At 59.4% G+C, this 22,894-nt stretch carries 14 protein-coding genes, 1 other RNA gene and 1 pseudogene; 10 read left to right on the forward strand and 6 right to left on the reverse strand.

Annotated elements, in window-relative coordinates:
- On the reverse strand, positions 1-1,798 hold a 1,798-nt coding region (locus WA943_RS09905; protein ID WP_424469713.1), incomplete at its 3' end, for a DUF1302 domain-containing protein.
- A gap of 695 nt (positions 1,799-2,493) precedes the next feature.
- Between WA943_RS09905 and WA943_RS09910 the strand changes: the two genes are divergently transcribed.
- The gene (locus WA943_RS09910; protein WP_424469714.1) at positions 2,494-3,894 is read left to right on the forward strand and encodes an MFS transporter; all 1,401 of its coding nucleotides are present in this window, start codon (positions 2,494-2,496) and stop codon (positions 3,892-3,894) included.
- Here the strand turns inward: WA943_RS09910 and WA943_RS09915 are convergent.
- Positions 3,887-4,921: an AI-2E family transporter gene (locus WA943_RS09915; protein ID WP_424469715.1), complete on the reverse strand. Its 1,035-nt coding sequence runs from the start codon at positions 4,919-4,921 to the stop codon at positions 3,887-3,889. The genes WA943_RS09910 and WA943_RS09915 overlap by 8 nt on opposite strands.
- Before the next feature lie 151 nt (positions 4,922-5,072).
- On the opposite strand from WA943_RS09915, the gene ettA reads away from it, so the two are divergent.
- Positions 5,073-6,728, forward strand: coding sequence for an energy-dependent translational throttle protein EttA (ettA, locus tag WA943_RS09920; protein ID WP_424469716.1), 1,656 nt, complete (start codon positions 5,073-5,075; stop codon positions 6,726-6,728).
- Positions 6,729-6,801: 73 nt separating this feature from the next.
- Here the strand turns inward: ettA and WA943_RS09925 are convergent, their stop codons facing one another.
- Both WA943_RS09925 and WA943_RS09930 read right to left on the reverse strand, forming a co-directional pair.
- Positions 6,802-7,470 carry an MlaC/ttg2D family ABC transporter substrate-binding protein gene (locus tag WA943_RS09925; RefSeq protein WP_424469717.1) on the reverse strand — a complete coding sequence of 223 codons (669 nt, stop codon included), beginning with the start codon at positions 7,468-7,470 and terminating at the stop codon, positions 6,802-6,804.
- A gap of 62 nt (positions 7,471-7,532) precedes the next feature.
- Positions 7,533-8,321 carry an MlaA family lipoprotein gene (locus WA943_RS09930; RefSeq protein ID WP_424469718.1) on the reverse strand — a complete coding sequence of 263 codons (789 nt, stop codon included), beginning with the start codon at positions 8,319-8,321 and terminating at the stop codon, positions 7,533-7,535.
- Positions 8,322-8,676: 355 nt separating this feature from the next.
- On the opposite strand from WA943_RS09930, the gene WA943_RS09935 reads away from it, so the two are divergent.
- The 3 genes and pseudogenes from WA943_RS09935 (at position 8,677) to metH (ending at position 14,358) form a co-directional block, all read left to right on the forward strand.
- Positions 8,677-9,690, forward strand: a complete 1,014-nt coding sequence (locus WA943_RS09935; protein WP_424469719.1) for a metalloregulator ArsR/SmtB family transcription factor — start codon at positions 8,677-8,679, stop codon at positions 9,688-9,690.
- Positions 9,687-10,583: a methylenetetrahydrofolate reductase [NAD(P)H] gene (gene metF, locus WA943_RS09940; RefSeq protein WP_424469720.1), complete on the forward strand. Its 897-nt coding sequence runs from the start codon at positions 9,687-9,689 to the stop codon at positions 10,581-10,583. The genes WA943_RS09935 and metF overlap by 4 nt, the downstream gene beginning before the upstream one ends.
- 10 nt (positions 10,584-10,593) lie before the next feature.
- Positions 10,594-14,358: pseudogene (gene metH, locus WA943_RS09945) on the forward strand (methionine synthase).
- A gap of 398 nt (positions 14,359-14,756) precedes the next feature.
- On the opposite strand, the gene WA943_RS09950 reads toward metH, so the two are convergent.
- Entirely contained in the window at positions 14,757-18,362 is a 3,606-nt protein-coding gene (locus WA943_RS09950; protein WP_424469721.1) for a hydantoinase B/oxoprolinase family protein, read from the reverse strand.
- Between the two features lie 126 nt (positions 18,363-18,488).
- Here WA943_RS09950 and WA943_RS09955 point away from each other — a divergent pair, with 126 nt between their 5' ends.
- The 4 genes from WA943_RS09955 to WA943_RS09970 all read left to right on the forward strand — a co-directional run bounded on the left by WA943_RS09955 (position 18,489) and on the right by WA943_RS09970 (position 21,270).
- A complete protein-coding gene (locus tag WA943_RS09955; RefSeq protein ID WP_424469722.1) occupies positions 18,489-18,710 on the forward strand; it encodes a glycine zipper 2TM domain-containing protein in 222 nt (73 codons plus the stop codon).
- A gap of 151 nt (positions 18,711-18,861) precedes the next feature.
- Complete coding sequence (locus WA943_RS09960) at positions 18,862-19,566, forward strand: TerB family tellurite resistance protein (RefSeq protein WP_424469723.1); 705 nt, start codon at positions 18,862-18,864, stop codon at positions 19,564-19,566.
- An 88-nt stretch (positions 19,567-19,654) separates the two neighbouring features.
- Entirely contained in the window at positions 19,655-20,521 is an 867-nt protein-coding gene (locus WA943_RS09965; protein WP_424469724.1) for a DMT family transporter, read from the forward strand.
- A gap of 17 nt (positions 20,522-20,538) precedes the next feature.
- Positions 20,539-21,270 (forward strand): peptidoglycan recognition protein family protein, encoded by a 732-nt coding sequence (locus WA943_RS09970; protein ID WP_424469725.1) that lies wholly within the window; start codon positions 20,539-20,541, stop codon positions 21,268-21,270.
- 4 nt (positions 21,271-21,274) lie between these two features.
- Here the strand turns inward: WA943_RS09970 and WA943_RS09975 are convergent, their stop codons facing one another.
- Positions 21,275-22,237, reverse strand: a complete 963-nt coding sequence (locus tag WA943_RS09975) for a quinone oxidoreductase family protein (RefSeq protein WP_424469726.1) — start codon at positions 22,235-22,237, stop codon at positions 21,275-21,277.
- A 122-nt stretch (positions 22,238-22,359) separates the two neighbouring features.
- Between WA943_RS09975 and rnpB the strand changes: the two genes are divergently transcribed.
- An RNA gene (gene rnpB / locus WA943_RS09980) (RNase P RNA component class A) lies at positions 22,360-22,736 on the forward strand.
- Positions 22,737-22,894: the final 158 nt, after the last annotated feature.

Raw genomic sequence — 22,894 nt, forward strand, 5'->3', positions numbered from 1 at the left:
ATGCGTAGCTGACGTCGAATGTCATGAAGTCGCGGTCATCCATGAGGTTCTGGAAGGTGTTGCCGCGCGTCATTGTGAATTGAACGCCGGCATTCCAGGCCTTCAGGTAGTTTCCGCGCACGCCGACCGACAAGGTCTTGCGGTTGTCGAGGAAGCCCGGTCCGACCGGACCCGCAGAGCTGTTGAAATCCTGACCGAACTGGATGCCGGGCGACAGCGTCCAGGGCGTGTCGAAAGCGTTGTTGTATTGCACGCTCGCGATCAGGCGATAGCCATGGGAAAAGCTGTCGGGATGCATCAGGGGCTGAAGCGGATTTGTAAATCCTGCCGAGCGCGCACTGAGTTTGGGTGCCTGCGATTCAGAGCGCGACACGGCGAGGGCGTTCAGTTCCGTCTGTGAGACATCCGGCAGATACTGGAAGCCCCAGTTCGTTACGAATACGACGAGATCGGCTCCAAGCGAACGGGTGATGGTTTCCGAGGTCGCAAATGTCGAGACCGTCGAAATCTGGCCCGTGACGGAATCGGTCTTCAGATAGCCCGCGCCGTAAGCGCCTGGCGTGCGATCATAATCGATCGTCGTTCCGGCGCCGGTGAGGTTGGCGCTATTGTCGATCCAGCGCCCAACAAGGGTTTCACCAGCCGACAAGGAGAAGGGCAGGTTCGGCTGATAAAGTGCTTCGCCGGAGAAGGCCGTGCCACCAAAGAGCCATCCGAGGTTGGTCGAGAAGCTCGCGCCGATGAGCTTGATGTCTTCCGGGTAGGCGAGTCTGTAGTTCTGGCCAGTGCCGCCCAAAGGTACGGGCACGCCGTTCTGATATTCGACGAAGGGCAGGTTCGAGTGATAGTTGATGAAATAGAGACCTAGCTCCGTGCCGTCGTTGAGCCAGTCGGCGTAGTAGCCGAGCTTCGCGCCGTATTGGCCGAAATCTCTCGGTTCATCGCCTTCATCGATCCGCAGCTGTCCGGGGCCGTTGGGGCCGTCGGATATGATGTTCAGGTAAGCGCCACCCGCACCGGCAACGTCGGCCGTCGAGAAGAAGGTGCCCACAGCGTCGGGCCGCGTCTTGCGCCAATGCAGGCCCATCCAGCCTTCAATGCTGAAGTTGTTTGGCAGGCCGAGCGATGCGTAGAACATTTCTTGTGGCAGGAGCGCTTCCTTGACTTCCGCACCCGGCGTTCGGAGTGCGCTGAGATCAACGGAGAGGAACTGGTTGATGCCGCCTGCGATCGCAAGGCTCTCACCCCAGTTCACGACCTGCTTACCCGCGCGCAGGTTGAGCGGCAGCTCGCCGACTTCGAAATTGCCGTAGACGAATGCGTCGAGCAGGTTCAGGCCGCGGCTGGCGGCGTTGCCGGCATCGTCGCCACGAACTGAATCGTCGATGGGCCGACGGCCGAAGCGCGTCGTCTCGCTGCCGATCCGCGTTGCTGCGACATAGTCGTAGAAGGCTTTGACGCGGATGAAGGCGCCATAATTCTGATATTTGGCTTCGACATCCGTCACCGCTTTCGCCGTGGCGGAGTAGGGGTCCCATTTGTCGAAGTTGATGTTGCCGTCATCGGTATTGATGTTCGGGCCGGTGCCGATCGAGGTTGCACAACCGCCATTGGACACATGGATATGCGAGCAATCCTGTCCATGCGTACGGATGCCCAAGCCAAAGGACATGGTTGTGGCTGTCGATACTTTGATATCGCCGAATTGATAGTCAGCCGCTGCTGCGCTTCCCGCGCTGCCTGCGAGTATGGCACCCGCAAGTCCAATCGTTAGCGGCAGACGATTTGAGATCGTCATTCTTGGTCCTCCCAAACAAATGCCCGCGTTTAGCGGGCGGCTTTCAAAGTCAGTGGCCGTTTTGCAATGGCAGATCGCTCACCTGCCGCTTGAAGCGAGCAGATGTTGAGTGATCGACGTTTGGGTGATGTGCGCGGAGGCGTGCTTCTGAACTGGTCGAAGCATTGGCGTCCTCAGCGCGGCCCCTCCCAAGGCGAGCTATTGCATCGGCCAAATTTATTTATTCGTCCGTTTTGAACGAACGTTTGATTTATTCAATTGATCTAATGACGTTCAGTCAAGCGGGAATGACGCGCTGGCGCGCGGACCAATTCGCACAAGCAAGAAGGGGGGATTCGAGTGGACGGATTAAAGCTTCGGGTGCCGTAGGGTTTGTCCGGCTATAGGGCCGTTATTTGATCGACGTGGCCTCGGGCGCTGATCGGAGGCGCCGGTAATATGTTCAATGTCCCGCGCGAAGCGGAGCACGTCGCACGATGTATTCGATCCCGACTTACGGAGATTCTGGCATTCAGGTGCAGCGGTGCGGACAGAATAGTGATTCTCGGGGAAGAGAGACCGCCATCGTCATGGGCCCTGAATTCGGCCATAAGCTCTCCAGGCTTCAGAGGATGACCCGTGCATTGCGCGATTGAGTTTGCTTCCGCGGAAATGGCCGCGGCCGCTTGCAGCTTGAAAACAAGATTGTCGTTTAAATGAGTGTGTCGAAAGAATCCGGTTGGGGTGAGTTGCTTGCGAAGGGGCATCTCGCCCGCTTCGCGCTGCTCTGTCTTGGCATATGGCTGAACGCTGCGGACTCGCTGATGACGGCGACCATCATGCCGAGCGTGGCTGCCGATATCGGCGGCTATGCCTATTTCGGCTGGACGATTGCCGTCTTCATGCTTGGTGCAATTCTCGCCGGAGCGAGCGCAGGGCGGATATCGATGCGGCTGGGCTTGCGGCTCGGCATGGTGTTGGCGGCTACGTTCTACACGATCGGTTGTGTCGTCAGCGCAGCAGCGCCCGACATGGTTTTCTTTCTTGTCGGTCGTCTGCTGCAAGGCGTCGGAGCAGGCTGGATCGTCGGTCTTTGTTATGTCGCCATAGGCACCACATTTCCCGAACACCTCTGGGCGCGGGTGATGGCAACGATCTCGGGTGTCTGGGGCGCGGCCACGCTTTTGAGCCCGCTCATTGGCGGCCTGTTTGCCGAGGCGGGGCTGTGGCGCGATGCCTTCTGGGTGTTCGCCGTGCAAGGCGTCGGCTTTGGTATTGCCGCCTTTTATCTGCTCAGCCCGATGAGGGTGCGCAGTGATTCCGATGCGTTGCCGTGGCGCCAGCTTGGTGTGCTGACCGGCGGTATTCTTTGCATCGCCGCAGCGGGTCTCGTGCCGGATATTGGTCAAGCCGTATTGCTCGGTATTTTTGGGCTTGCCCTGCTTGCCTTGTTTGTTCGCCTCGACGGGCGTGCGCGATCGCCGTTGCTGCCGCGCTCCAGCAGCGACATTCGAAGCGCGGCGGGTTCTGGCTACGCAATGATTTTTACACTTGCAGCATCGGCCATCGGGTTTTCCGTTTATGGCTCGGCGATCATGCAATCGCTGTTCGGCACGTCGCCACTTGTCGCCGGTTATATCTTGGGCGTGGAATCTCTGGCCTGGACCGTGTGCGCACTTGCAGTCGCCAATCTGCCCGACCGTTGGCACGGCCTTTTCCTCAAGCTTGGTGCGCTTGCTGTGGTGATCGGCGTTGCCTCGCTCGCCTTCACCATGCGTTCCGGGCCGCTTGCGGCAATCGCCGTATCGTCGCTGTTTCTCGGCGGCGGCTTTGGCCTCTCATGGGCATTTATCGCGCGACGAATAATCGTCAGCGTCCATGAGCGGGAGCGGGCTATTGCCTCTTCCGCTGTGCCGACCGTGCAACTCATTGGCTATGCGGCGGGGTCTGCGGGTGCGGGAACGATTGCAAACTTCCTCGGCTTTGCCGAGGGCATCGACGCACCAACGGCGATGCGGGCAAGCTTCTGGCTGTTTGCCTTGTTCGTTCCGGTTGCTCTTGCCGGTCTTGCAGCCGCCTGGCGTCTTGCCTCGCCGCGCGCGCTTGAGATCAGATGAGTTTGCGCGCTGAGAGTTCGTCCTTGATGTAGGAATAATAAATCGGCGCAGCGATGATGCCCGGAATTCCAAACCAGGCTTCCATGACCAGCATGGCAACGAGCATTTCCCAGGCCCGGGCGCGAATTTGTGTGCCGATGATGCGGGCGTTGATGAAATATTCGAGCTTGTGAATGAGGACGAGGAAGACGAGCGAGCCTATGGCGGCATAGGCCGATACGCCGAGGCTGACGACAACGATCACTGTGTTGGAAATCAGATTGCCGATGACGGGCAGAAGGCCGGCAATGAAGGTCACAGCGATCATCGTCTTGACGAGCGGCAGGTGAACGCCAAGAGCGGGCAGGATGACGGCGAGGTAAATGCCTGTCAGCAATGTATTCAGCGCCGAGATGCGAACCTGCGCAAAGACGACACGCCGAAAGGCGTTGCCGAGAAGTTGCGCGCGCGCCAGTAGCGCGCCGCGCAGCGGCGGAAGGCTCGCCGGGGCGGGCGCTGCAGGCCCAAGTGCGGCAAGGCCGCCGACAACAGCACCTACGATGATGTGAAAGAGAATTCGGCCGAAATTTTCGCCCAGGCTTTGCAGTGCGCCAGCATTTTCGCGCAACCAGTGCGAAGCCTGTATCTGCCAGTCACCGGCACTTTCGGGAATATATTCATGGGTCCAGATGGGAAGGTAGTTCTTCGCCGTCTGCACGACGTCGGCCATTTTCCGCAACAGAATGACAACGTTATCTGAGCCGTCGGTCAGCAGAGACGTCAGTCCGACGATGCCCGATGACAGCAGCAGAATGAAGGCAACGGAAAGCAGCGCGAGTGCCACGGCCTTGCCCGCCCTGTGCGACAAGCCGCCAAGGCGCAAAGGCGGCGCGACGACGTGAACCAGCTCATAGACAAGAATGCCGGCAAGGAAGGCAGCGAGCAGACCGAGTTGGAGAACTGCAAAAAGGGCGATGCCTGCCAGGATCAGGGCCGCGATATCGTATTTGCGGTTTTCGGCAAGCTGAAAGCCGGTTTGCACGGTCATCGCATTCCTCTCTGTAAGCGTGGGTCGTGTTCCTGGCGCACCCTAGCATGGCGAGGGCGCTGGGCGAGAGGGCGCAAACATTGCCGCTTTGAGTACGATCCGGTAGAAGAGGCCGCAACCAATTCACCAAAAATTCGAGAGCGAGCGGCGCATGGCCTCTTATCAATACGTCTATGTCATGGACAGGCTGTCCAAGACTTATCCGGGCGGCAAGCAGGTTCTGAAGGATATTCGCCTGTCCTTCTTGCCGGGCGTCAAGATTGGCGTCGTCGGCCTTAACGGTGCCGGTAAATCCACGCTGCTGAAAATCATGGCAGGCGTCGATACGGACCATACGGGCGAGGCCTGGGCGGCGGAGAGCGCCAAAATCGGCTATCTGGCGCAGGAGCCGGAACTCGATCCGTCAAAGGACGTGCTCGGCAACGTGATGGAAGGCGCCAAGGAGAAGAAGGCGCTGGTCGATCGTTACAACGAGCTTGCCATGAACTATTCGGACGAGACGGCCGAAGAGATGGCGAAGCTGCAGGACATCATCGACGCGCAGAACCTCTGGGATCTCGATAGTCAGGTCGAGATGGCGATGGACGCATTGCGCTGCCCGGACGGCGATGCGGATGTGACGAAGCTTTCAGGTGGCGAGCGGCGTCGCGTGGCGCTTTGCCAATTGCTGCTTGCAGCGCCTGATCTGCTACTGCTCGACGAACCGACCAACCATCTTGACGCGGAATCGGTCGCCTGGCTTCAAAGCTATTTGAAAGCCTATAGCGGGACCGTCGTGCTCGTGACCCATGATCGCTACTTCCTCGACAATGTGACGGGCTGGATTCTCGAGCTCGATCGTGGTTCGGGCATCCCTTACGAAGGCAACTATTCGTCCTGGCTCGAGCAGAAGTCGAAGCGGCTCGAGCAGGAGGGCAGGCAGGATGAGGCCGTGCAGCGCACGCTCGCCCGCGAACTTGAATGGATCAGGCAGAGCCCCAAGGCGCGTCAGGCAAAAAGCAAGGCGCGTATCCGCGCTTACGATGAGTTGCTTGCAGATGCAGGGAAGCAGCAGGACGGCAAGGCGCAGATCATCATACCGGCTGGTCCGCGGCTTGGCGGCACTGTCGTCGAAGCGGCCGGGCTTTCAAAGGCATATGGCGATCGGCTGCTGATCGACGATCTCTCGTTCCAGCTTCCGCCCGGCGGCATTGTCGGCGTCATCGGGCCGAACGGCGCGGGCAAGACGACGCTGTTTCGTATGCTGACAGGGCAGGAGACGCCCGATGGCGGCACGTTGAAGGTCGGCGATACGGTGGTCATGGGATATGTCGACCAGAGCCGCGACGATCTCTCACCGGCCAAGACGGTATGGGAAGAAATTTCCGGCGGCACGGATATCATCGAGCTTGGCAAGATCACAATGCCAAGCCGCGCTTATGTCGGTGCGTTCAATTTCAAGGGCACCGACCAGCAGAAGAAAGTCGGTTTGCTTTCCGGCGGCGAGCGCAATCGCGTGCATTTGGCAAAGATGCTGAAGTCGGGTGCAAACCTGCTGCTGCTCGACGAACCGACCAACGACCTCGACGTCGATACGCTGCGCGCGCTTGAAGATGCGCTAGTTGCCTTTGCCGGCTGCGCCATCGTCATTAGTCATGATCGCTGGTTTCTCGATCGTATCGCCACGCACATGCTCGCCTTTGAAGGCGACAGCCATGTCGAATGGTTCGAAGGCAACTATCAGGAATATGAAGCCGACCGTAAGAAGCGCCTCGGCGCTGCGGCCGAAGTTCCGCATCGGATCAAGTACAAGCGCTTCAGCCGGTAACAGAGCGCATTGTTCAAACAAAAACGGCGCGGGTGGAAGCCCGCGCCGTTTGCATTTCGATTGTTGCCTCGGGTCAGTTCGCGGCGGCTGATGAGCCTTTGCCGGATTCTGCGTTGGCAATCTGCGTCTTCAGATGGGTCAGGAGCGCATTGAAGTCGCCGCCGTGATTGTTGATGACCGAAGTGAAGGCAGAGCGCTGTTCCTGCGCAAGCCAGATACCGGCGACGTTCACGTCGAAAACCTTATAGGTGTCGCCGTTCTTGAACAGCCACCAGTTGATTTTCACCGGCTCGCGGCCTGTCGTGAAATTGATCTGGCTCTGCACCATGGCGCCGCCCTTGGCGGGGCCCGAACCGGTAATCACCAACTTCTCGTTGTGATAATCCGAGAGGCGCGTGACATAGACCTTCACGACGAAATTGTCGAAGAGCTTGAGATATTCCGCCCGCTGAGCCTCGTCCGGTTTGGTACGGAACTGGCCGAGAGCGAAGACGGCGATCTTCTGCATGTCCGCGTTTTCGCTCAGCAGCTTTCCGAACGCTGCCTCACGCGCGGCGCGATCGGAACTCTTGTCGCTGATGATGTCGATGGCCTTGCCGGACACATCGGTGACAAATTTTTCCGCTGCCGGATCGGCATCCGCCGCTTGCGCGGGTGCACCGGATGTAACGATTGCGGTTGCGAGAGCGAACGAGAATGCGAGAGGCGCGAGCGCTGATCGCATGAAGGTGAACGGGGTCATTGCCTGGTCTCCTGGACGAGGGCGGCGGAACAACAACAATGTAGAACCGTAATCGTTCCCGTCTATTTGGGAGAAACAGCCTGCGGTTCGTTTGTGTCGAAATTTAGATTGTCGATGTCCGGCAGGGTTTCGCTGCTGCTCTTGCCGTTGGAAATTTCATTGGCGCGGCTTTGGCGATACAGGCTGCGGACAGTCGCATAATAGTCGACCGAGGTCCGCTCGATCTGATCGAGCGTTGACAGGTTACGCGAGCGCACGTCGATTCCGTTGATGACGAAACGAGTGACGGGAACCGTATACGGACCATTCCAGTAAACATAGGTGAGCGGGTCGAAGAACATGTCGACCGCGAAGCCTGCGAGATCGCGCGGCGGCGAGGGGCCGAGAACCGGCAGGAAGATGTAGGGGCCTTCCGGCGTTCCGTAGGTCGCCAGTGTCTGGCCGAAGTCTTCGCGGTGCTGCGGATAGCCCCAGCCCGTGGCCGGGTCGAAGAGGCCGAGAACGCCGACCGTCGTGTTGATGCCCAGGCGGGTCGCGGTCGTACCGGCGCGATCCCATTCGCCCTGCAACCCGTCATTGGCGAGCACGACGGGGCTTGAAAGATTGTCGAGGAAATTGCGGACGCCCTGGCGCGCAGGATCGGGCACGACGCCCTGATACCAGGTCGCGACCGGCTTCAGCACAATGATGTCGAGGAAGCGGTTCAATTCGAAGAAATAACGATTCAGAGGCTCGATTGGATCGTTGGTTTCTTCATAGGCCTGTACAGCCGCCGCATTGGAGGGGGAGGGCTGCGTCGCGCAAGCTGCGAGCAAAGCCGTTAGTCCCAGACTGACGCCTTTGAAACTCAAGTTCAGGCTCCTTGCCACCAAATTCATTGTATCTATCCGTCTTTTGGCCTCAGAAGGCGGCAGGATTTAGACCGGCACCAACGCTGCGCATCACTAGTCCGTGAGATTCGGTGATTTAGCTTAATTCTATATGAATATTGCCAATATGCGCGTTCGGGCGCCGCCCCAAAAATCAGACCCCTTCAATCTAGCTATCATACGGTTTGGCCGTTAACCAGAAGGCAGCGGCCCCTTTGCGTCTCCCAAGCGTGTCAGTGTTGCGGAAATGTATCGGTTCGCGAGGGCTGCATTTGCCGCTTGAATTCAAACATAAAGATATGTTTATATACGCTGACTTTTTCTTTGGGGTTGGTTTATGGAAGAGCTTTTGACGGGCCTGAAGGCGGCGGGCGAGCCGACACGGTTGCGGCTCCTTGCCATTCTGGCCAAAAGCGAACTGACCGTTACCGAGCTCACGCAGATTCTGCGTCAGAGCCAGCCACGCGTCAGCCGTCACCTCAAGCTTATGTGTGAAGCAGGGTTGCTTGACCGGTTTCGTGAGGGCAGTTGGGTTTTCTATCGCCGCTCGCAGTCCGGCGCCGGAATGAAGCTCGCGGCTCTGCTCACAAATCTGATCCCGGCTGGCGACCAGACAATCGCGCGCGACCTTGAACGGCTTGAAGCCGTTCGGACGGCGCGAGGCGAGAAGGCCGCCGCGTTCTTCCGCGTCAATGTCGAGCAGTGGAATCGAATTCGCTCGCTTCATGTGCCCGAAGCCAAGGTAGAGCAGGCATTGGTGGAGCTGGGCCTTGCGCGTGACGGTGGCGCGGCCATCGACAGCTTTGTCGATCTTGGTACGGGCACGGGCCGCATGATCGAGTTGATGGGCCCCCGGGCGCAGACGAGTCTTGGCATAGATCTATCCCCGGAGATGCTCGCCTTCGCACGCGCGACGCTGGAGCAGTCGGGCATTGAACATTGTTCGCTGCGTCAGGGCGATCTCTATGATTTGCCGTTGCATGACGAATCCGCCGATCTGGTGACGCTGCATCAGGTGCTTCATTATCTCGACGACCCGGCGGCGGCTGTTGCCGAAGCTGCGCGTATCCTGCGGCCGAACGGTCGGCTTCTTATTGCCGACTTCGCGCCGCATGAACTTGATTTTCTGCGCGAGGAGCAGGCGCATCGCCGTCTCGGGTTCGCCGAGGATGAAGTGAAGGGCTGGCTGACACAGGCAGGGCTCACTGTTGCAGAGGTGCGTCATTTACCGCCGCCTGATGACGGTGAGGATGCAGGGTTGACGGTCGTGATTTATGCGGCAGACAAGCAAGCCGCACGTGCTGAGCTACGCTCGCGGCAGATATCGGAACTTGAGAGGACAAACGCATGAGCACTCCCGCAGCCCATGATGAAGGTGAGCGAACACGCGTCTCCTTTGAATTCTTTCCGCCCAAGACGCCGGAAATGGATGCGAACCTGTGGCGTTCCATTCGCCGTCTGGAAGCGTTGCAGCCGGAATTTGTTTCCGTCACCTATGGCGCAGGCGGCTCCACCCGCGAGCGCACACATGGCACGGTGAAGCGGATCGTGCAGGAAACGACGTTGACGCCTGCTGCGCATATCACCTGCGTTGGCGCCACGCGCGACGAGATCGACGACGTGATCCGGGGATATTGGGAGGCGGGTATTCGCCATGTCGTGGCGCTGCGGGGCGATATGCCCGAGCTTGGCGCGCCCTATCAGCCCCATCCGCAAGGCTATCAGTCGACGCCGGAGCTGATCGCGGGCATCAAGAAGATTGCCGATTTTGAAATCAGCGTCAGCGCCTATCCCGAGGTGCATCCGGAATCGCAGTCAGCATCTGCCGATATCGAGCTTCTGAAAAAGAAGATCGATGCGGGCGCAACGCGGGCCATCACGCAATTCGTTTTCGACACGGAAAAGCATGTGCGGTTTCTCGAACGCACGCGTCAGGCGGGCATCGACGTGCCGCTTGTTCCCGGCATCATGCCGACGACGAATTTCAAGGGCACGAGGCGCATGGCTGAGCGGTGCGGCGCCAGTATTCCCAAGTGGCTTGATGACTATTATGTCGGGCTCGATGACGAGCTTGAGACACGCAAGCTCATCGCGGCCTATGTTGCGGCTGAGCAGGTGAACCGTCTGCGTGCCTATGGTTTCGACCGCTTTCACTTCTACACGCTCAACCAGGCGGATCTTACTTTTGCGATCTGTCATGTGCTGGGCCTGCGGACGCAGCCCGTCCCGGCGCTTGCGCGGTAAGGATAGACAAATGACCAGAGACGAACGCATTGCCAGGCTGAAGAGCGACGTCAAGAACCGCGTTCTTGTGCTTGATGGCGCCATGGGCACGATGATCCAGGGCTATAAATTCACCGAAGCGGATTTTCGTGGCGAAAGGTTCAAGGATCATCCCGTCGATCTCAGGGGCGACAATGAGCTGATCGGCCTCGTGCGCCCCGATGTTCTGCAGGACATACATTTGAAATATTTTCGTGCGGGCGCGGATATAGCCGAGACCAATACGTTCGGCGCGACTGTGATCGCGCAGGGCGACTACAAGCTTGAATCCGTCGCCTATGAAATGAACGTCGAGAGTGCGCGGATCGCGCGGGCGGCGGCTGATATCGCCGAGAGCGAGACGCCGGGCCGCGTCTGCTATGTCGCGGGCGTACTCGGGCCCACGAACCGCACGGCGTCGATTTCGCCGAAGGTAAGCGATCCGGGATTTCGCAACGTCAATTTCGATGAGCTGCGCGAAGCCTATAAGGATGCGACGCGCGGGCTGATTGAAGGTGGCGCCGACATCATTCTCGTCGAAACCATATTCGATACGCTGAACGCCAAGGCCGCACTGTTTGCCGTATCGGAGGTCTTTGAAGAGCTGGGCTTCGAATTGCCGGTCATGATTTCCGGCACCATCACGGACAAGTCGGGCCGCCTTCTTTCCGGCCAGACGCCCGAGGCCTTCTGGAATTCGGTTTCGCATGTGAAGCCCTTTTCCATCGGGCTCAATTGCGCGCTTGGCGCAAAGGAAATGCGGCCGCATGTCGACACGTTGTCGCGCATCGCAGACGTGAATGTCAGCGCGCACCCCAATGCCGGTTTGCCCAATGAGATGGGCTCATATGACGAGACGCCTGAGCAAACAGCAAAGCTGGTCGGCGAGTTTGCCTCGTCCGGGCTCGTCAACATTGTCGGTGGCTGCTGTGGCACGACGCCAGATCATATCCATGCGATCGCGGAGGCGGTGAAGGGTATGGTGCCAAGGGAGAAGCCCGAAATCGAGCCGCGTTTGCGGCTATCGGGACTTGAGGCTTTCACCGGATCTTGATGCGTTCAGAAGAAAAGAACTGAGATGACCAAAGCTACTGCCAACTTCATCAATATCGGCGAACGCACCAACGTCACCGGATCGGCGAAATTCAAGAAGCTGATTGTCGATGGTCGTTTCGACGAGGCGCTCACCGTTGCTCTCCAGCAAGTGGAGAGCGGTGCGCAGATCATCGATATCAACATGGATGAGGGCATGCTCGACAGCGAGCAGGCCATGGTGCGCTTTCTCAATCTGATCGCAGCGGAGCCCGACATCGCCCGCGTGCCGATCATGATCGACTCGTCTAAATGGTCGATCATTGAGGCGGGCCTCAAATGCGTGCAGGGCAAGGCGATCGTCAATTCGATCAGCCTGAAGGAAGGCGAAGAAGCCTTTCTGGATCATGCTCGCAAGATTCTTCGCTATGGCGCTGCGGCTGTGGTCATGGCGTTCGATGAGCAAGGGCAGGCGGATACCGCGAACCGGAAATTTGAGATTTGCGAGCGGTCCTACAATCTGCTGGTCAACAAGATCGGCTTTCCGCCGCAGGACATTATTTTCGATCCCAATATCTTTGCTGTCGCGACGGGTATCGAGGAGCACAATAACTACGGCGTCGAATTCATCGATGCGACGCGTCGTATCAAGCAGAGCTTGCCTTATGCGCATGTCTCGGGCGGCGTTTCCAACGTCTCATTCTCATTCCGCGGCAACGAGCCGGTGCGTGAGGCGATGCATTCCGTATTCCTCTATCACGCCATTCAGGCGGGAATGGATATGGGCATCGTCAATGCCGGTCAGCTTGCGATCTATGACGAGATCGAGCCGGAGCTTCGCGAGCGTGTCGAGGACGTGATCCTCAACCGCCGGGCCGATGCGACCGAGCGCTTGCTGGAAATCGCCCAACGCTTCAAGGGCGATGCGGGCAAGAAAAAGGAAGAAGACCTTTCCTGGCGCGAGTTGCCGGTCAAAGAGCGTCTCACCCATGCGCTCGTCAAAGGCATAAATGCCTTTATCGAGGAAGACACGGAGGCCGCGCGCAAGGAAGCGGTGCGCCCGCTCGACGTGATCGAAGGGCCGTTGATGGACGGCATGAATGTCGTCGGCGATCTTTTCGGCTCGGGCAAGATGTTCTTGCCGCAGGTCGTCAAGTCGGCGCGCGTCATGAAGCAGGCGGTCGCATATCTGTTGCCCTTCATGGAAGAAGAAAAGCGCCGCACGGGCGCTGAGCAGAACAAGGCCGCCGCGAAGATTCTCATGGCGACGGTCAAGGGCGACGTCCACGATATCGGCAAGAACATCGTCGGCGTCGTGCTTCAGTGCAACAACTTCGAAGTGATCGATCTCGGCGTCATGGTGCCGACGGCGACCATCTTGCAGCGCGCACGCGAAGAAAATGTCGATGCAATCGGGCTCTCAGGCCTCATCACGCCGAGCCTCGATGAAATGTGCCATGTCGCCGCTGAAATGGAGCGTGAGGGTTTCGACATTCCTCTGCTGATCGGTGGCGCAACGACGAGCCGCATTCATACCGCCGTCAAGGTTCATCCGAACTACAAGCGCGGGCAGGCGATTTATGTCACGGATGCGAGCCGCGCGGTGGGTGTCGTTTCGCAACTCATCTCGCCAACCGCTAAAGGCAAATATATCGACGATATTCGCGACGAATACGCGAAGATGGCGAAGGCGCATGCGAATTCGCGCAATACGAAAGTGCGCCAGCCGCTCGATGCCGCGCGTGAGAACAGGCTCAAGATCGACTGGACGGATTACAAGCCGAAAAAGCCGAACTTCCTCGGGACCAAGGTTTTTGAAGACTATCCGCTCGAAAAGCTGGTGCCCTATATCGACTGGACGCCGTTCTTCGCAACCTGGGAGCTTGCGGGCCATTATCCACAGATCCTGAGTGACGACATGATCGGCGAGGCGGCACGTTCGCTCTTTGCCGACGCGCAGGAAATGCTGAAGCAGATGGTCGAGGAGAAGTGGCTGAAGGCATCTGCCGTCATCGGCTTCTGGCCGGCAAATTCTATCGGTATCGATGATATCGAGCTTTATACCGACGACACACGGACCGAACGCCTTGCCGTTCTGCACTCGCTTCGCCAGCAAATGGCGCGCGGGCGTTCGGAGCGGGCGAATATGGCTCTTGCGGACTTTATCGCGCCCAAGGAAACGGGAGTTGCCGATTATATCGGTGGCTTTGCTGTGACGTCAGGGCATGGCGAGGACGCGATTGCAAAACAGTTCGCGGAGAAGCTCGACGACTACAAGGCAATCCTCTCCAAGGCGCTGGCGGACCGCCTCGCGGAAGCTTTCGCCGAGCATCTTCATGCTCGCGTGCGGCGTGAGTTCTGGGGATATGCGGCGGATGAGGCGCTTTCGAATGAAGACCTGATCGCGGAAAAATATCAGGGCATTCGCCCCGCACCGGGTTATCCGGCACAGCCGGATCATACCGAGAAGCGGACGCTGTTCGATCTGCTCGACGCGGAAAAGGAAGCGGGCATAAAGCTCACCGAGAGCTATGCGATGTGGCCGGGGGCCGCCGTCAGCGGTTTCTATTTCAGCCATCCGCAGTCCGAATATTTCGGCGTCGGTCGTATCGAGCGCGATCAGGTGGTGGATTATGCTGCGCGGAAGGGCATGACGCTTCAGGAATGTGAGCGCTGGCTTGCGCCGATCCTCAACTACACGCCGACCAATGAAGCGGCCGCCTAAGAACGCGTTTCAACGCTTCGCCTGGCATATTCAGAATGGAACAAGGGCGCGTCGGGATCCTAAAAGATCCCGACCGTGATTGCGCCGACGAATACGAATGCAAGACAGGTGACCAGGTAACCGACTTTCGTGGATAAGGTCATTTTGGCCTCCCGAAGTGGTTATCGCCTATAACCCGAATGGGTGCCTGTGAGGGCGTGCGACCGTAGTGTGGCGGCGCGGGAAGCGGGTGCAAGTCAAATCGCGGCTGCGTCGTTAGGGTCACATTGTTGCGAGATCGCATGGCGCCGAAAGAGGCAGAAATCCGCCCGAAATTCGCCCGGTGTGGTCTCTGCGCCATGCGCTAATGCAGGGCTCGTTTTAGCACATGTGTGTGTGGAATCGCCTTGTTGTGCATTTCACAGATCAGTTGGGCCAAATGCGCCGCCGCCGGGCGTTTTGATGACGATCATGTCGCCGGCATCCAGCTCGATTTGATCGGAGCCAGCGAGGGTTTCGATGCGTCCATCTCGTCGGCATACGGAATTCTCGCCGGGTAGAGCTGCGCCACCGCCTTCAAGTCCGAAGGGCGGGATGATGCGGTGTGTGGAGAGGATCGAGACAGTCATTTTTTCGCGAAAGCGGATGGCTCGCGTCACGCCGTCGCCGCCCTTATGCGCGCCTTTGCCGCCCGAACCGCGGCGGATCGCAAAGTTTTCGAGAATGACGGGGAAACGCCATTCGAGAACTTCGGGATCAGTGAGACGTGAATTCGTCATATGGGTGTGGACGGCATCTGCGCCATCAAATGTGGCGCCTGCACCCGCGCCGCCGCAGATTGTTTCGTAATACTGATATTTGTCGTTGCCGAAGGTGAGGTTGTTCATCGTGCCTTGCGCCGATGCCATGACGCCAAAAGCGCCGAACAGCGCGTCCGTGACCGCCTGGCTGGTTTCGACATTGCCGCCGACGACGGCGGCCGGATAGCGCGGGCTGAGCATCGAGCCTTCGGGGATAATGATGTCGAGCGGTTTCAGGCATCCCTCGTTCAGCGGAATATCGTCATCGACCATGCAGCGGAAAACATAGAGCACGGCAGCGCGCGCGACGGCGGAGGGCGCATTGAGGTTTGTCTTGAGTTCGGCGCTCGTGCCGGTGAAGTCGATCGTCGCGCTGCGTGTGGCGTGGTTCACGGTGACCTTCACGCGGATTACCGAACCGTCGTCCATCTTTTGCTCGAAGGATGCGTCGTTCAGTTTGCCAATGACGCGGCGGACGCTTTCCTCGGCATTATCCTGAACGTGGCGCATATAGGCTTCGACCACATCGAGGCCGAAATCACGCACCATTTTACGAAGCTCCTGCGCACCCTTTTCGCAGGCTGCGATTTCGGCGCGGAGATCGGCAATATTCTGGTCCGGGTTACGCGCGGGCCAACGACCGGAGGAGAGCAGGGCGCGCATTTCAGCTTCCCGGAGATGCCCGGCTTCGACGAGGCGGAAATTGTCGATGAGAACGCCTTCTTCCTCGACCGTCTTGGAGTGTGCGGGCATGGAGCCCGGCGAGATGCCGCCAATATCGGCCTGATGGCCACGCGCGGCGACATAGAAGAGGCGTTCCTTGCCTGCAGCGTCATAGACGGGCGCGACGACGGTGACGTCCGGCAAATGCGTGCCGCCATTGTAAGGCGCGTTGAGCACGAAGACGTCGCCGGGTCCCATATCTTCATTTTGCTCGATCACCGCGCGGACGCTTGCGCCCATGGAGCCGAGGTGCACAGGCATGTGCGGTGCATTGGCGACGAGGCCGCCTGAGCGGTCGAAGACGGCGCAGGAGAAATCGAGCCGCTCCTTGATGTTGACCGAGTAGGCGGTTTTTTCGAGCGTGAAACCCATTTGCTCGGCAATCGACATGAAGAGATTGTTGAAAATCTCGAGCATGACGGGATCGCCTTCTGTGCCGATTGCGTGGATGCGCTGTTTCTTCTCGCGGCGCGTCAGGATGATGTGATTGAGCGGTGTTACTTCCGCCGACCAGCCCGGCTCGATGACGATGGTCTGATGAGGTTCGATAATGATGGCCGGGCCGTCGAGCCTGTCACCCGATGCGAGGTTTTCGCGCAGATAGACAGGCGCGTTGTACCACTCATTGCCGGTAAAGAGGCGCGTTGTGCGGGCGGGCGGCGGCATGTGTGCGTCGCTGCGGCTGGCGCGGCTTTCTTCCGTGACGTTCGCATCTTTGCCAACCGCCTCGACCGACACGGCTTCGATGACGATCGGTTTTTCATCGGCGATGAAACCGAAACGCTTGCGATGTGCGGCCTCGAAGCTCGCGCGGATTGCGGCGAGCGCGCCGTGATCGACGATCAGTGCCGTGTCTGTTCCGGCATAGCGCAGGTGGAGGCGCCGGAAGAGGGCGACGTTCGTGGCGGCGATGCCCTGCTTTTCAGCTTCCGAACGGACGTCGCGGGAGAGTTCCGCTATGGCGCCGGCCACGAGTGCGAGCCCTGCTTCGTCAAGTGCAGTTTCGATTGCGCGTTCGCGGTTTGCGCGTATATCGGCGAGGCCCATGCCATAGGCGGAGAGGACGCCGGAGAAGGGGTGAAAGAAAATACGCGACATGCCGAGTGCATCGGCCACGAGGCAGGCATGTTGTCCGCCTGCGCCGCCGAAGCAGGTGAGCGCGTAGCCGGTGACGTCATGGCCGCGCTGCACGGATATTTTCTTGATCGCCTGCGCCATGTTTTCAACGGCGATGCGAATGAAGCCATCGGCTGCCTCTTCCGGCGTGCGACCAATTTCACGTGCGAGATCGGTGAAGTGCGCGCGCACGGCGCTGGTATCCAGCATCTGGTCGGCGTCCGGGCCGAAGACATGCGGGAAGAAATCCGGCATCAGCTTGCCGACCATGACATTGGCATCGGTCACAGTGAGCGGGCCGCCACGGCGATAGGCGGCGGGGCCGGGATTTGCGCCAGCGGAATCCGGCCCGACGCGGAGGCGGTCATTGTCGAAATGCAGGATCGAACCGCCGCCGGCGGCAACGGTGTGGATCTGCATCATCGGGGCGCGCATGCGCACGCCCGCGACTTCCGTTTCGAAACTGCGTTCGAGTTCGCCATCATAGTGGCAGACATCGGTGGATGTGCCGCCCATGTCAAAGCCGATGATGCGGGGCAGGCCAGCGAGCCGCGCGGTTTCCACCGCACCGACCACGCCACCGGCAGGGCCAGACAGGATGGCGTCCTTGCCTTCAAAGAGAGCCGCATCGGTCAGGCCGCCGGAGGACTGCATGAAGAAAAGTCGCGTCCGGTTTCCAAACGCGCTCGACACGTGGTCGACATAGCGACGCAGGATAGGTGAGAGATAGGCATCGACGACCGTCGTGTCCCCGCGCGAGACGAATTTCATCAGGGGGCTGACGTGGTGGCTGGCCGAGATTTGCGTGAAGCCGATCTCGCGAGCGATGCGGGCGGCGGCCTTTTCATGTGCGGGATAGCGGTAGCCATGCATGAAGCAGATGGCGACGGCGCGGATGCCTGCTTCATAGGCTTCGGCAAGGGCGCGGCGTGTTGCGTCTTCGTTGAGCGGCGTCAGCACCTCGCCCTCGGCGGTCAGGCGCTCATCCACTTCGACCGAGCGCTCGAAAAGCATGTCGGGCTTTTCGATCTTCAGGCGGAAAAGGTGAGGGCGGTTCTGATAGCCGATGCGCAGCGCGTCCGCGAACCCGCGCGTGGTCAGGAAGAGGACGCGCTCACCCTTGCGTTCCAGAAGCGCGTTGGTCGCAACCGTCGTGCCCATCTTGACTGCGCCGATGCGTGCGGATGGCAGCGGAGCGTCAGCGGCCACACCCAGAAAATCCCGAATGCCCTGCAGCGCCGCGTCTTCATAGCGCTCCGGGTTTTCCGACAGCAGCTTGTGCGCGGCGAGAGTTCCATCCGGCGCACGCGCGACGATATCGGTAAATGTGCCGCCGCGGTCGATCCAGAAATCCCAGCGCGACGATGTTTTTCCTTGCTCGCTCATGTGCGTGAACCTGCCATAAGTCGCGCAGCGGGGCGAGCCGGAACGCCGGATTGCCAAACAGGCTCGGAACGCAATTGGAACCCGGGCGTTACTTCACTAGGGAACATAGACAGCAGAGGTTATGCCATGCGTATGTCGTCATTCGCTTCCAAGGCCGGTCGTATCGGTGTTATCGGATTGCTTGCCTTGTCTCCGCTCGGCATTACAGCTTGTGGCGCGCTTGTTGGTGGCGCGGCGGGCGGCGTTGCCGGTAACCAGATCGGCAAGGGCAACGGCAAGACCGCCGCGACCATTGGCGGCGCGGTAGGCGGCGCGGTCATCGGTAACGCGATCACGGGCGGCCGCTAGAGTTCTCGCCAGAAACGAAGCAGCGACCGGTGCGCATATGCGTGGCCGGTCGCTGTCGTTTTGGCCGAAATTGCGTGGTGTCACGAAATCGTCAGGTAGCTGTGCAGATTTGCCAAGTGCGGTAGAGGCAAATTCCAACTAAACTTTCATCATGTCCATTTGGGGAAAAATTGCTGGTGCCGGCGTCGGACTTGCTGTCGGCGGGCCCTTGGGTGCGCTTGTCGGCGCGGTTGCCGGACATCTGGTCATCGATCGGGCGCTGGCTGATGACGAAGTGGTCTTCACGGTCGCACTGATCGCGCTTTCCGCCAAAATGGCGAAGGCCGACGGGGAAGTTACCCAGGCTGAAATCCGCGCTTTCGAAGAAGTGCTGAAGGTTCCTGAGTCGGAGCGTGCAAACGTTTATCGTGTTTATCAGATTGCACAGCAGGATGTGGCCGGGTTTCAGGCTTATGCAGCGCAGGTGGCGCGAATTTATCGCGACCGGCCTGCCATGCTCGAAGACGTGCTCGACGCGCTTTTCCATATTGCCAAGGCGGACAAGCATCTTCATCCGGCAGAGCTTGAATATCTCCGCACGGTTGCGGATGTTTTCGGGCTTTCGGAGGTGGAGTTCGCGCGCATCAGGGCCAGCCATCTCGGCACCGACCGGGCCGACCCCTATCTGGTGCTCGGCATTACGCCCGATATTTCGAGCGAGGATCTCAAGAAGGCATATCGGCGCCTCGTGCGGGAAAATCACCCCGATACGCTGATGGCCCGCGGTGTGCCCAAGGAACTGGTTTCCATAGCCAATGAGAAGCTGGCGATGATCAATGTCGCTTATGAGAAAATCCTGCGGCAGAGGGGACTCTAGCGTCGGGATCGGGGGGCAGGGCTAGGCGCGCCGCCCGGCTTGGGCTAACAAGAGCCGGCTTCACCGCCCCCGCCGTCCTCTGGACCTTATGACCCACCAGCACCTCGCCTTCATGATGCTCATCAACCTCATCTGGGGGTTCGCGCTTGTCGCGGCCAAGGTGAGCCTTGGGCATTTTCCGCCGATGATGTTCACGGCCATCAGGTTCATCCTGATTGTCCTCGTACTGTTCCCGTTCCTCAAACTTCATGAGGGACGGATGAAGCAGGTGCTCATCATTGCACTATGTGCCGGGCCGGTGGGATTCGGGTTTTTCTTTGCCGGGGTCGCGCTGTCGAACCCGTCGGTGGTTGCTGTTGTCAGTCAGCTCGGGGTGCCTTTCGCGACGATCCTGTCGGTCATTTTCCTCAAGGAAGAGGTTCGCTGGAAGCGTTGGCTCGGCATCGCGCTTTCGTTCATCGGCGTGATGGTCATCAGCTTCGACCCCACCGTGTTCAATTTTCTGACCGGCGTGATCTTCGTCATTCTGTCCGCATTGGTCACCGCTGTCGGTACGATCTTCCAGCGACAAATCAGGAATGTCGGCGTTTTCGAGATGCAGGCCTGGATCGCTTTCGTTGCCGCTCCGATCATGTTGGCGGGCTCTTTCGCTTTTGAGAGCAACCATTGGGAGCTTGTGAAGACGGCGTCCGTGCTGCAATGGGGCGGCGCTCTTTATACGGCCTTTGCCTCGAGCCTGATCGGGCATGCGGGCATTTACTATCTTCTGCAGCGCTATGAGGTGACGCAGACGGCGCCGCTGACCTTGCTTTCGCCGATCTTCACCGTCATCTTCAGTGTCATGTTGCTTGGCGACGTGCTGACGACGCGGATGATTGTGGGGGCGTTGATCGCGCTCACCGGCATTCTGATCGTGTCGATACGGCAGAAGCAAATCGTGGATGTCGGTCCCTGACGTAAAGTGGCGCTTGAATGAGCCTTCCCATCGCGATGCGGCCATCGCCGAATTTCAATGAGCGGCCTGAGGCTGCACCCATCGACATTCTGGTTTTGCACTATACGGGCATGAAGACGGCCGAGGCGGCAATCGAGTTGCTGTGTTCGCCGCATGCCAAGGTTTCGTCGCATTACGTGGTCGATGAGGCGGGCCGGGTCACGCAGCTTGTACCGGAAGAAATGCGCGCCTGGCATGCGGGTGTTTCAAGCTGGGCGGGCATTCAGGACGTCAACGGTCGCTCCATCGGGATCGAGATCGCCAATGGCGGCCATGATGGGGGGTGCCCGTCATATCCAGATGTCCAGATGAAGTCTGTCGAAGCGCTCTGTGCGGAAATCGTATCGCGCCACCCGATCAAGCCGCGTTCTGTCGTTGCGCATTCCGACATAGCGCCGGAGCGGAAGTCAGACCCCGGCGAATGGTTCGATTGGGCGCGCCTCGCGCGGGCGGGTGTCGGCGTCTGGGTTGAGCCCGTGTCGATCATGGATGGGCCGGTGCTCGAGCTCGGCGATCGGGGGGATACCGTGTCGGAACTTCAGTTCCGGTTGGCGAATTACGGCTATGGCATCGAAGTTCTGGGCGTATATGACGCGAAAACGGAAGCTGTGGTGAGGGCGTTCCAGCGCCATTTCCGGCCTGCGAAAGTCGACGGGGTGGCGGATATTTCGACCGTCGCCACACTCCGTCTTCTTCTCGATAAGGTCTAGGGCCTCACGGGATCAGCAGCACACGGCCGACTGCCTTGCGGCTTTCGATATATTCGTGTGCGGCGGCTGCGTCCTTCAGCGGGAAGGTCTTGTCGATCAGCACTTTCAGCGTGCCCTTGGCCACGTCGTCGACGTGACGCTGGATATTGTTGTGCACGCGGTCGGTGAAAATCTCGGCGCCGAGGAAGACGCCGGAAAGCGACTGGTTGCCGCCCATCATCGTTGAGACATCGACCTTTGCCGGGTCGCGACCGGCCTGACCCACCAGCGATACGCGACCGCGATAGGCGAGCGAGAGGATCGACTTTTGCAGCGTCGAGCCGCCCACGGGATCGACCACGAGGTTGACGCCCTTATTGTCGGTGAGGCGCTTCACCTCGGCGACGAGATCCTGCGTCTTGTAGTTGATGCCGTGATCCATGCCGTATTGCGTGAGCCGGGCGAGGCGATCATCGCTTGAAGCTGTGGCGATGACGGTTGCACCTGCGCGCTTGGCAAGCTGGATCGCTGCAAGGCCGACAGCGCCTGCGCCCGCCTGCACGAGCACTGTTTCGCCCGCCTTCAGGCGACCGAACTCGAAGAGGCAGTCATCGGCCGTGCCGAAAGGGACGGGGATGGCGGCGGCGAGCTTGATATCGAGATTATCCGGCACGACCCAGGCGTTGCGGGCCGGGACAGCGCGAAGCTCCGCATGGGAGCCTGCGAAGTTCACGGTCGTGACCTTCTGGCCGGGTTTCAGATGTTTTACGTTTGCACCGACTTCGACAATGGTGCCGGCGGCCTGATAGCCGACGATATGCGGATGGCTCAGCAATGCGCCACCGGCGCGGTTCAGCGTGTCGCCACCTTCGATGCTGACGGCCTCGACCTTGATCAGGATGCCGTCGGGGTGGCATTCCGGGTCTGCGACGTCTTCATATTTCAATACGCTGGGCGGGCCGTTTTCGTAATAGACAGCGGCTTTCATCGTCTCACTCCCCTTTGTGTGATTATCGCTTTGGCCGAATGTCGGGATTATGAGTGAGAACCACAAGGACCTGCCGTGCACTAAACTTGCGTAAGCGGTCAAAGGCCCTTATGTCCAAAGGGTCAGATGGCCGGATGGCCGCTGCCCGGCGCAAGTCGGGTGGAGGAAAGTCCGGGCTCCACGGAAGCACGGTGCCGGATAATGACCGGCGAGGGCGACCTCAGGGAAAGTGCCACAGAGAACAGACCGCCTGTGTTTGACGCAGGTAAGGGTGAAACGGTGCGGTAAGAGCGCACCGCGCGACCGGCAACGGAAGCGGCACGGCAAACCCCACCGGGAGCAAGACCAAATAGGGGCGGCATGTCGGACGCAAGTTCGGCAAACCCGTTTCCGGGACGCCGCCCGGGTTGGTTGCACGAGGCGTTCGGCAACGAACGTCCCAGATGAATGGCCATCGCCCGCAAGGGTACAGAACCCGGCTTACAGGCCATCTGACATTTCAAACTTCCAGGGATCGAGCGCCTCGATATCGTCATGCCGGCGCCGCGCTTGCACCATACCGGCCGAATATTGAACGGGCAGAATGGTCCATATTTTGTTCTTCTTATGTTCTCAAGTAATCGACAATTTTAATCACTTTTTAACCACGTTAAATCA

This window comes from Parvibaculum sp. (assembly GCF_049651025.1).
In the GTDB taxonomy this organism is placed as follows: Bacteria; Pseudomonadota; Alphaproteobacteria; order Parvibaculales; family Parvibaculaceae; genus Parvibaculum.

What these genes read in the sequence shown, in the direction of transcription:
- WA943_RS09910 (WP_424469714.1), top strand. Translation starts at nt 2,494, where the DNA reads ATGAGTGTGTCGAAAGAATCCGGTTGGGGTGAGTTGCTTGCGAAGGGG.
- WA943_RS09915 (WP_424469715.1), bottom strand. Translation starts at nt 4,921, where the DNA reads ATGACCGTGCAAACCGGCTTTCAGCTTGCCGAAAACCGCAAATACGAT.
- ettA (WP_424469716.1), top strand. Translation starts at nt 5,073, where the DNA reads ATGGCCTCTTATCAATACGTCTATGTCATGGACAGGCTGTCCAAGACT.
- WA943_RS09925 (WP_424469717.1), bottom strand. Translation starts at nt 7,470, where the DNA reads ATGACCCCGTTCACCTTCATGCGATCAGCGCTCGCGCCTCTCGCATTC.
- WA943_RS09935 (WP_424469719.1), top strand. Translation starts at nt 8,677, where the DNA reads ATGGAAGAGCTTTTGACGGGCCTGAAGGCGGCGGGCGAGCCGACACGG.
- metF (WP_424469720.1), top strand. Translation starts at nt 9,687, where the DNA reads ATGAGCACTCCCGCAGCCCATGATGAAGGTGAGCGAACACGCGTCTCC.
- WA943_RS09950 (WP_424469721.1), bottom strand. Translation starts at nt 18,362, where the DNA reads ATGAGCGAGCAAGGAAAAACATCGTCGCGCTGGGATTTCTGGATCGAC.
- WA943_RS09955 (WP_424469722.1), top strand. Translation starts at nt 18,489, where the DNA reads ATGCGTATGTCGTCATTCGCTTCCAAGGCCGGTCGTATCGGTGTTATC.
- WA943_RS09960 (WP_424469723.1), top strand. Translation starts at nt 18,862, where the DNA reads ATGTCCATTTGGGGAAAAATTGCTGGTGCCGGCGTCGGACTTGCTGTC.
- WA943_RS09965 (WP_424469724.1), top strand. Translation starts at nt 19,655, where the DNA reads ATGACCCACCAGCACCTCGCCTTCATGATGCTCATCAACCTCATCTGG.
- WA943_RS09970 (WP_424469725.1), top strand. Translation starts at nt 20,539, where the DNA reads ATGAGCCTTCCCATCGCGATGCGGCCATCGCCGAATTTCAATGAGCGG.
- WA943_RS09975 (WP_424469726.1), bottom strand. Translation starts at nt 22,237, where the DNA reads ATGAAAGCCGCTGTCTATTACGAAAACGGCCCGCCCAGCGTATTGAAA.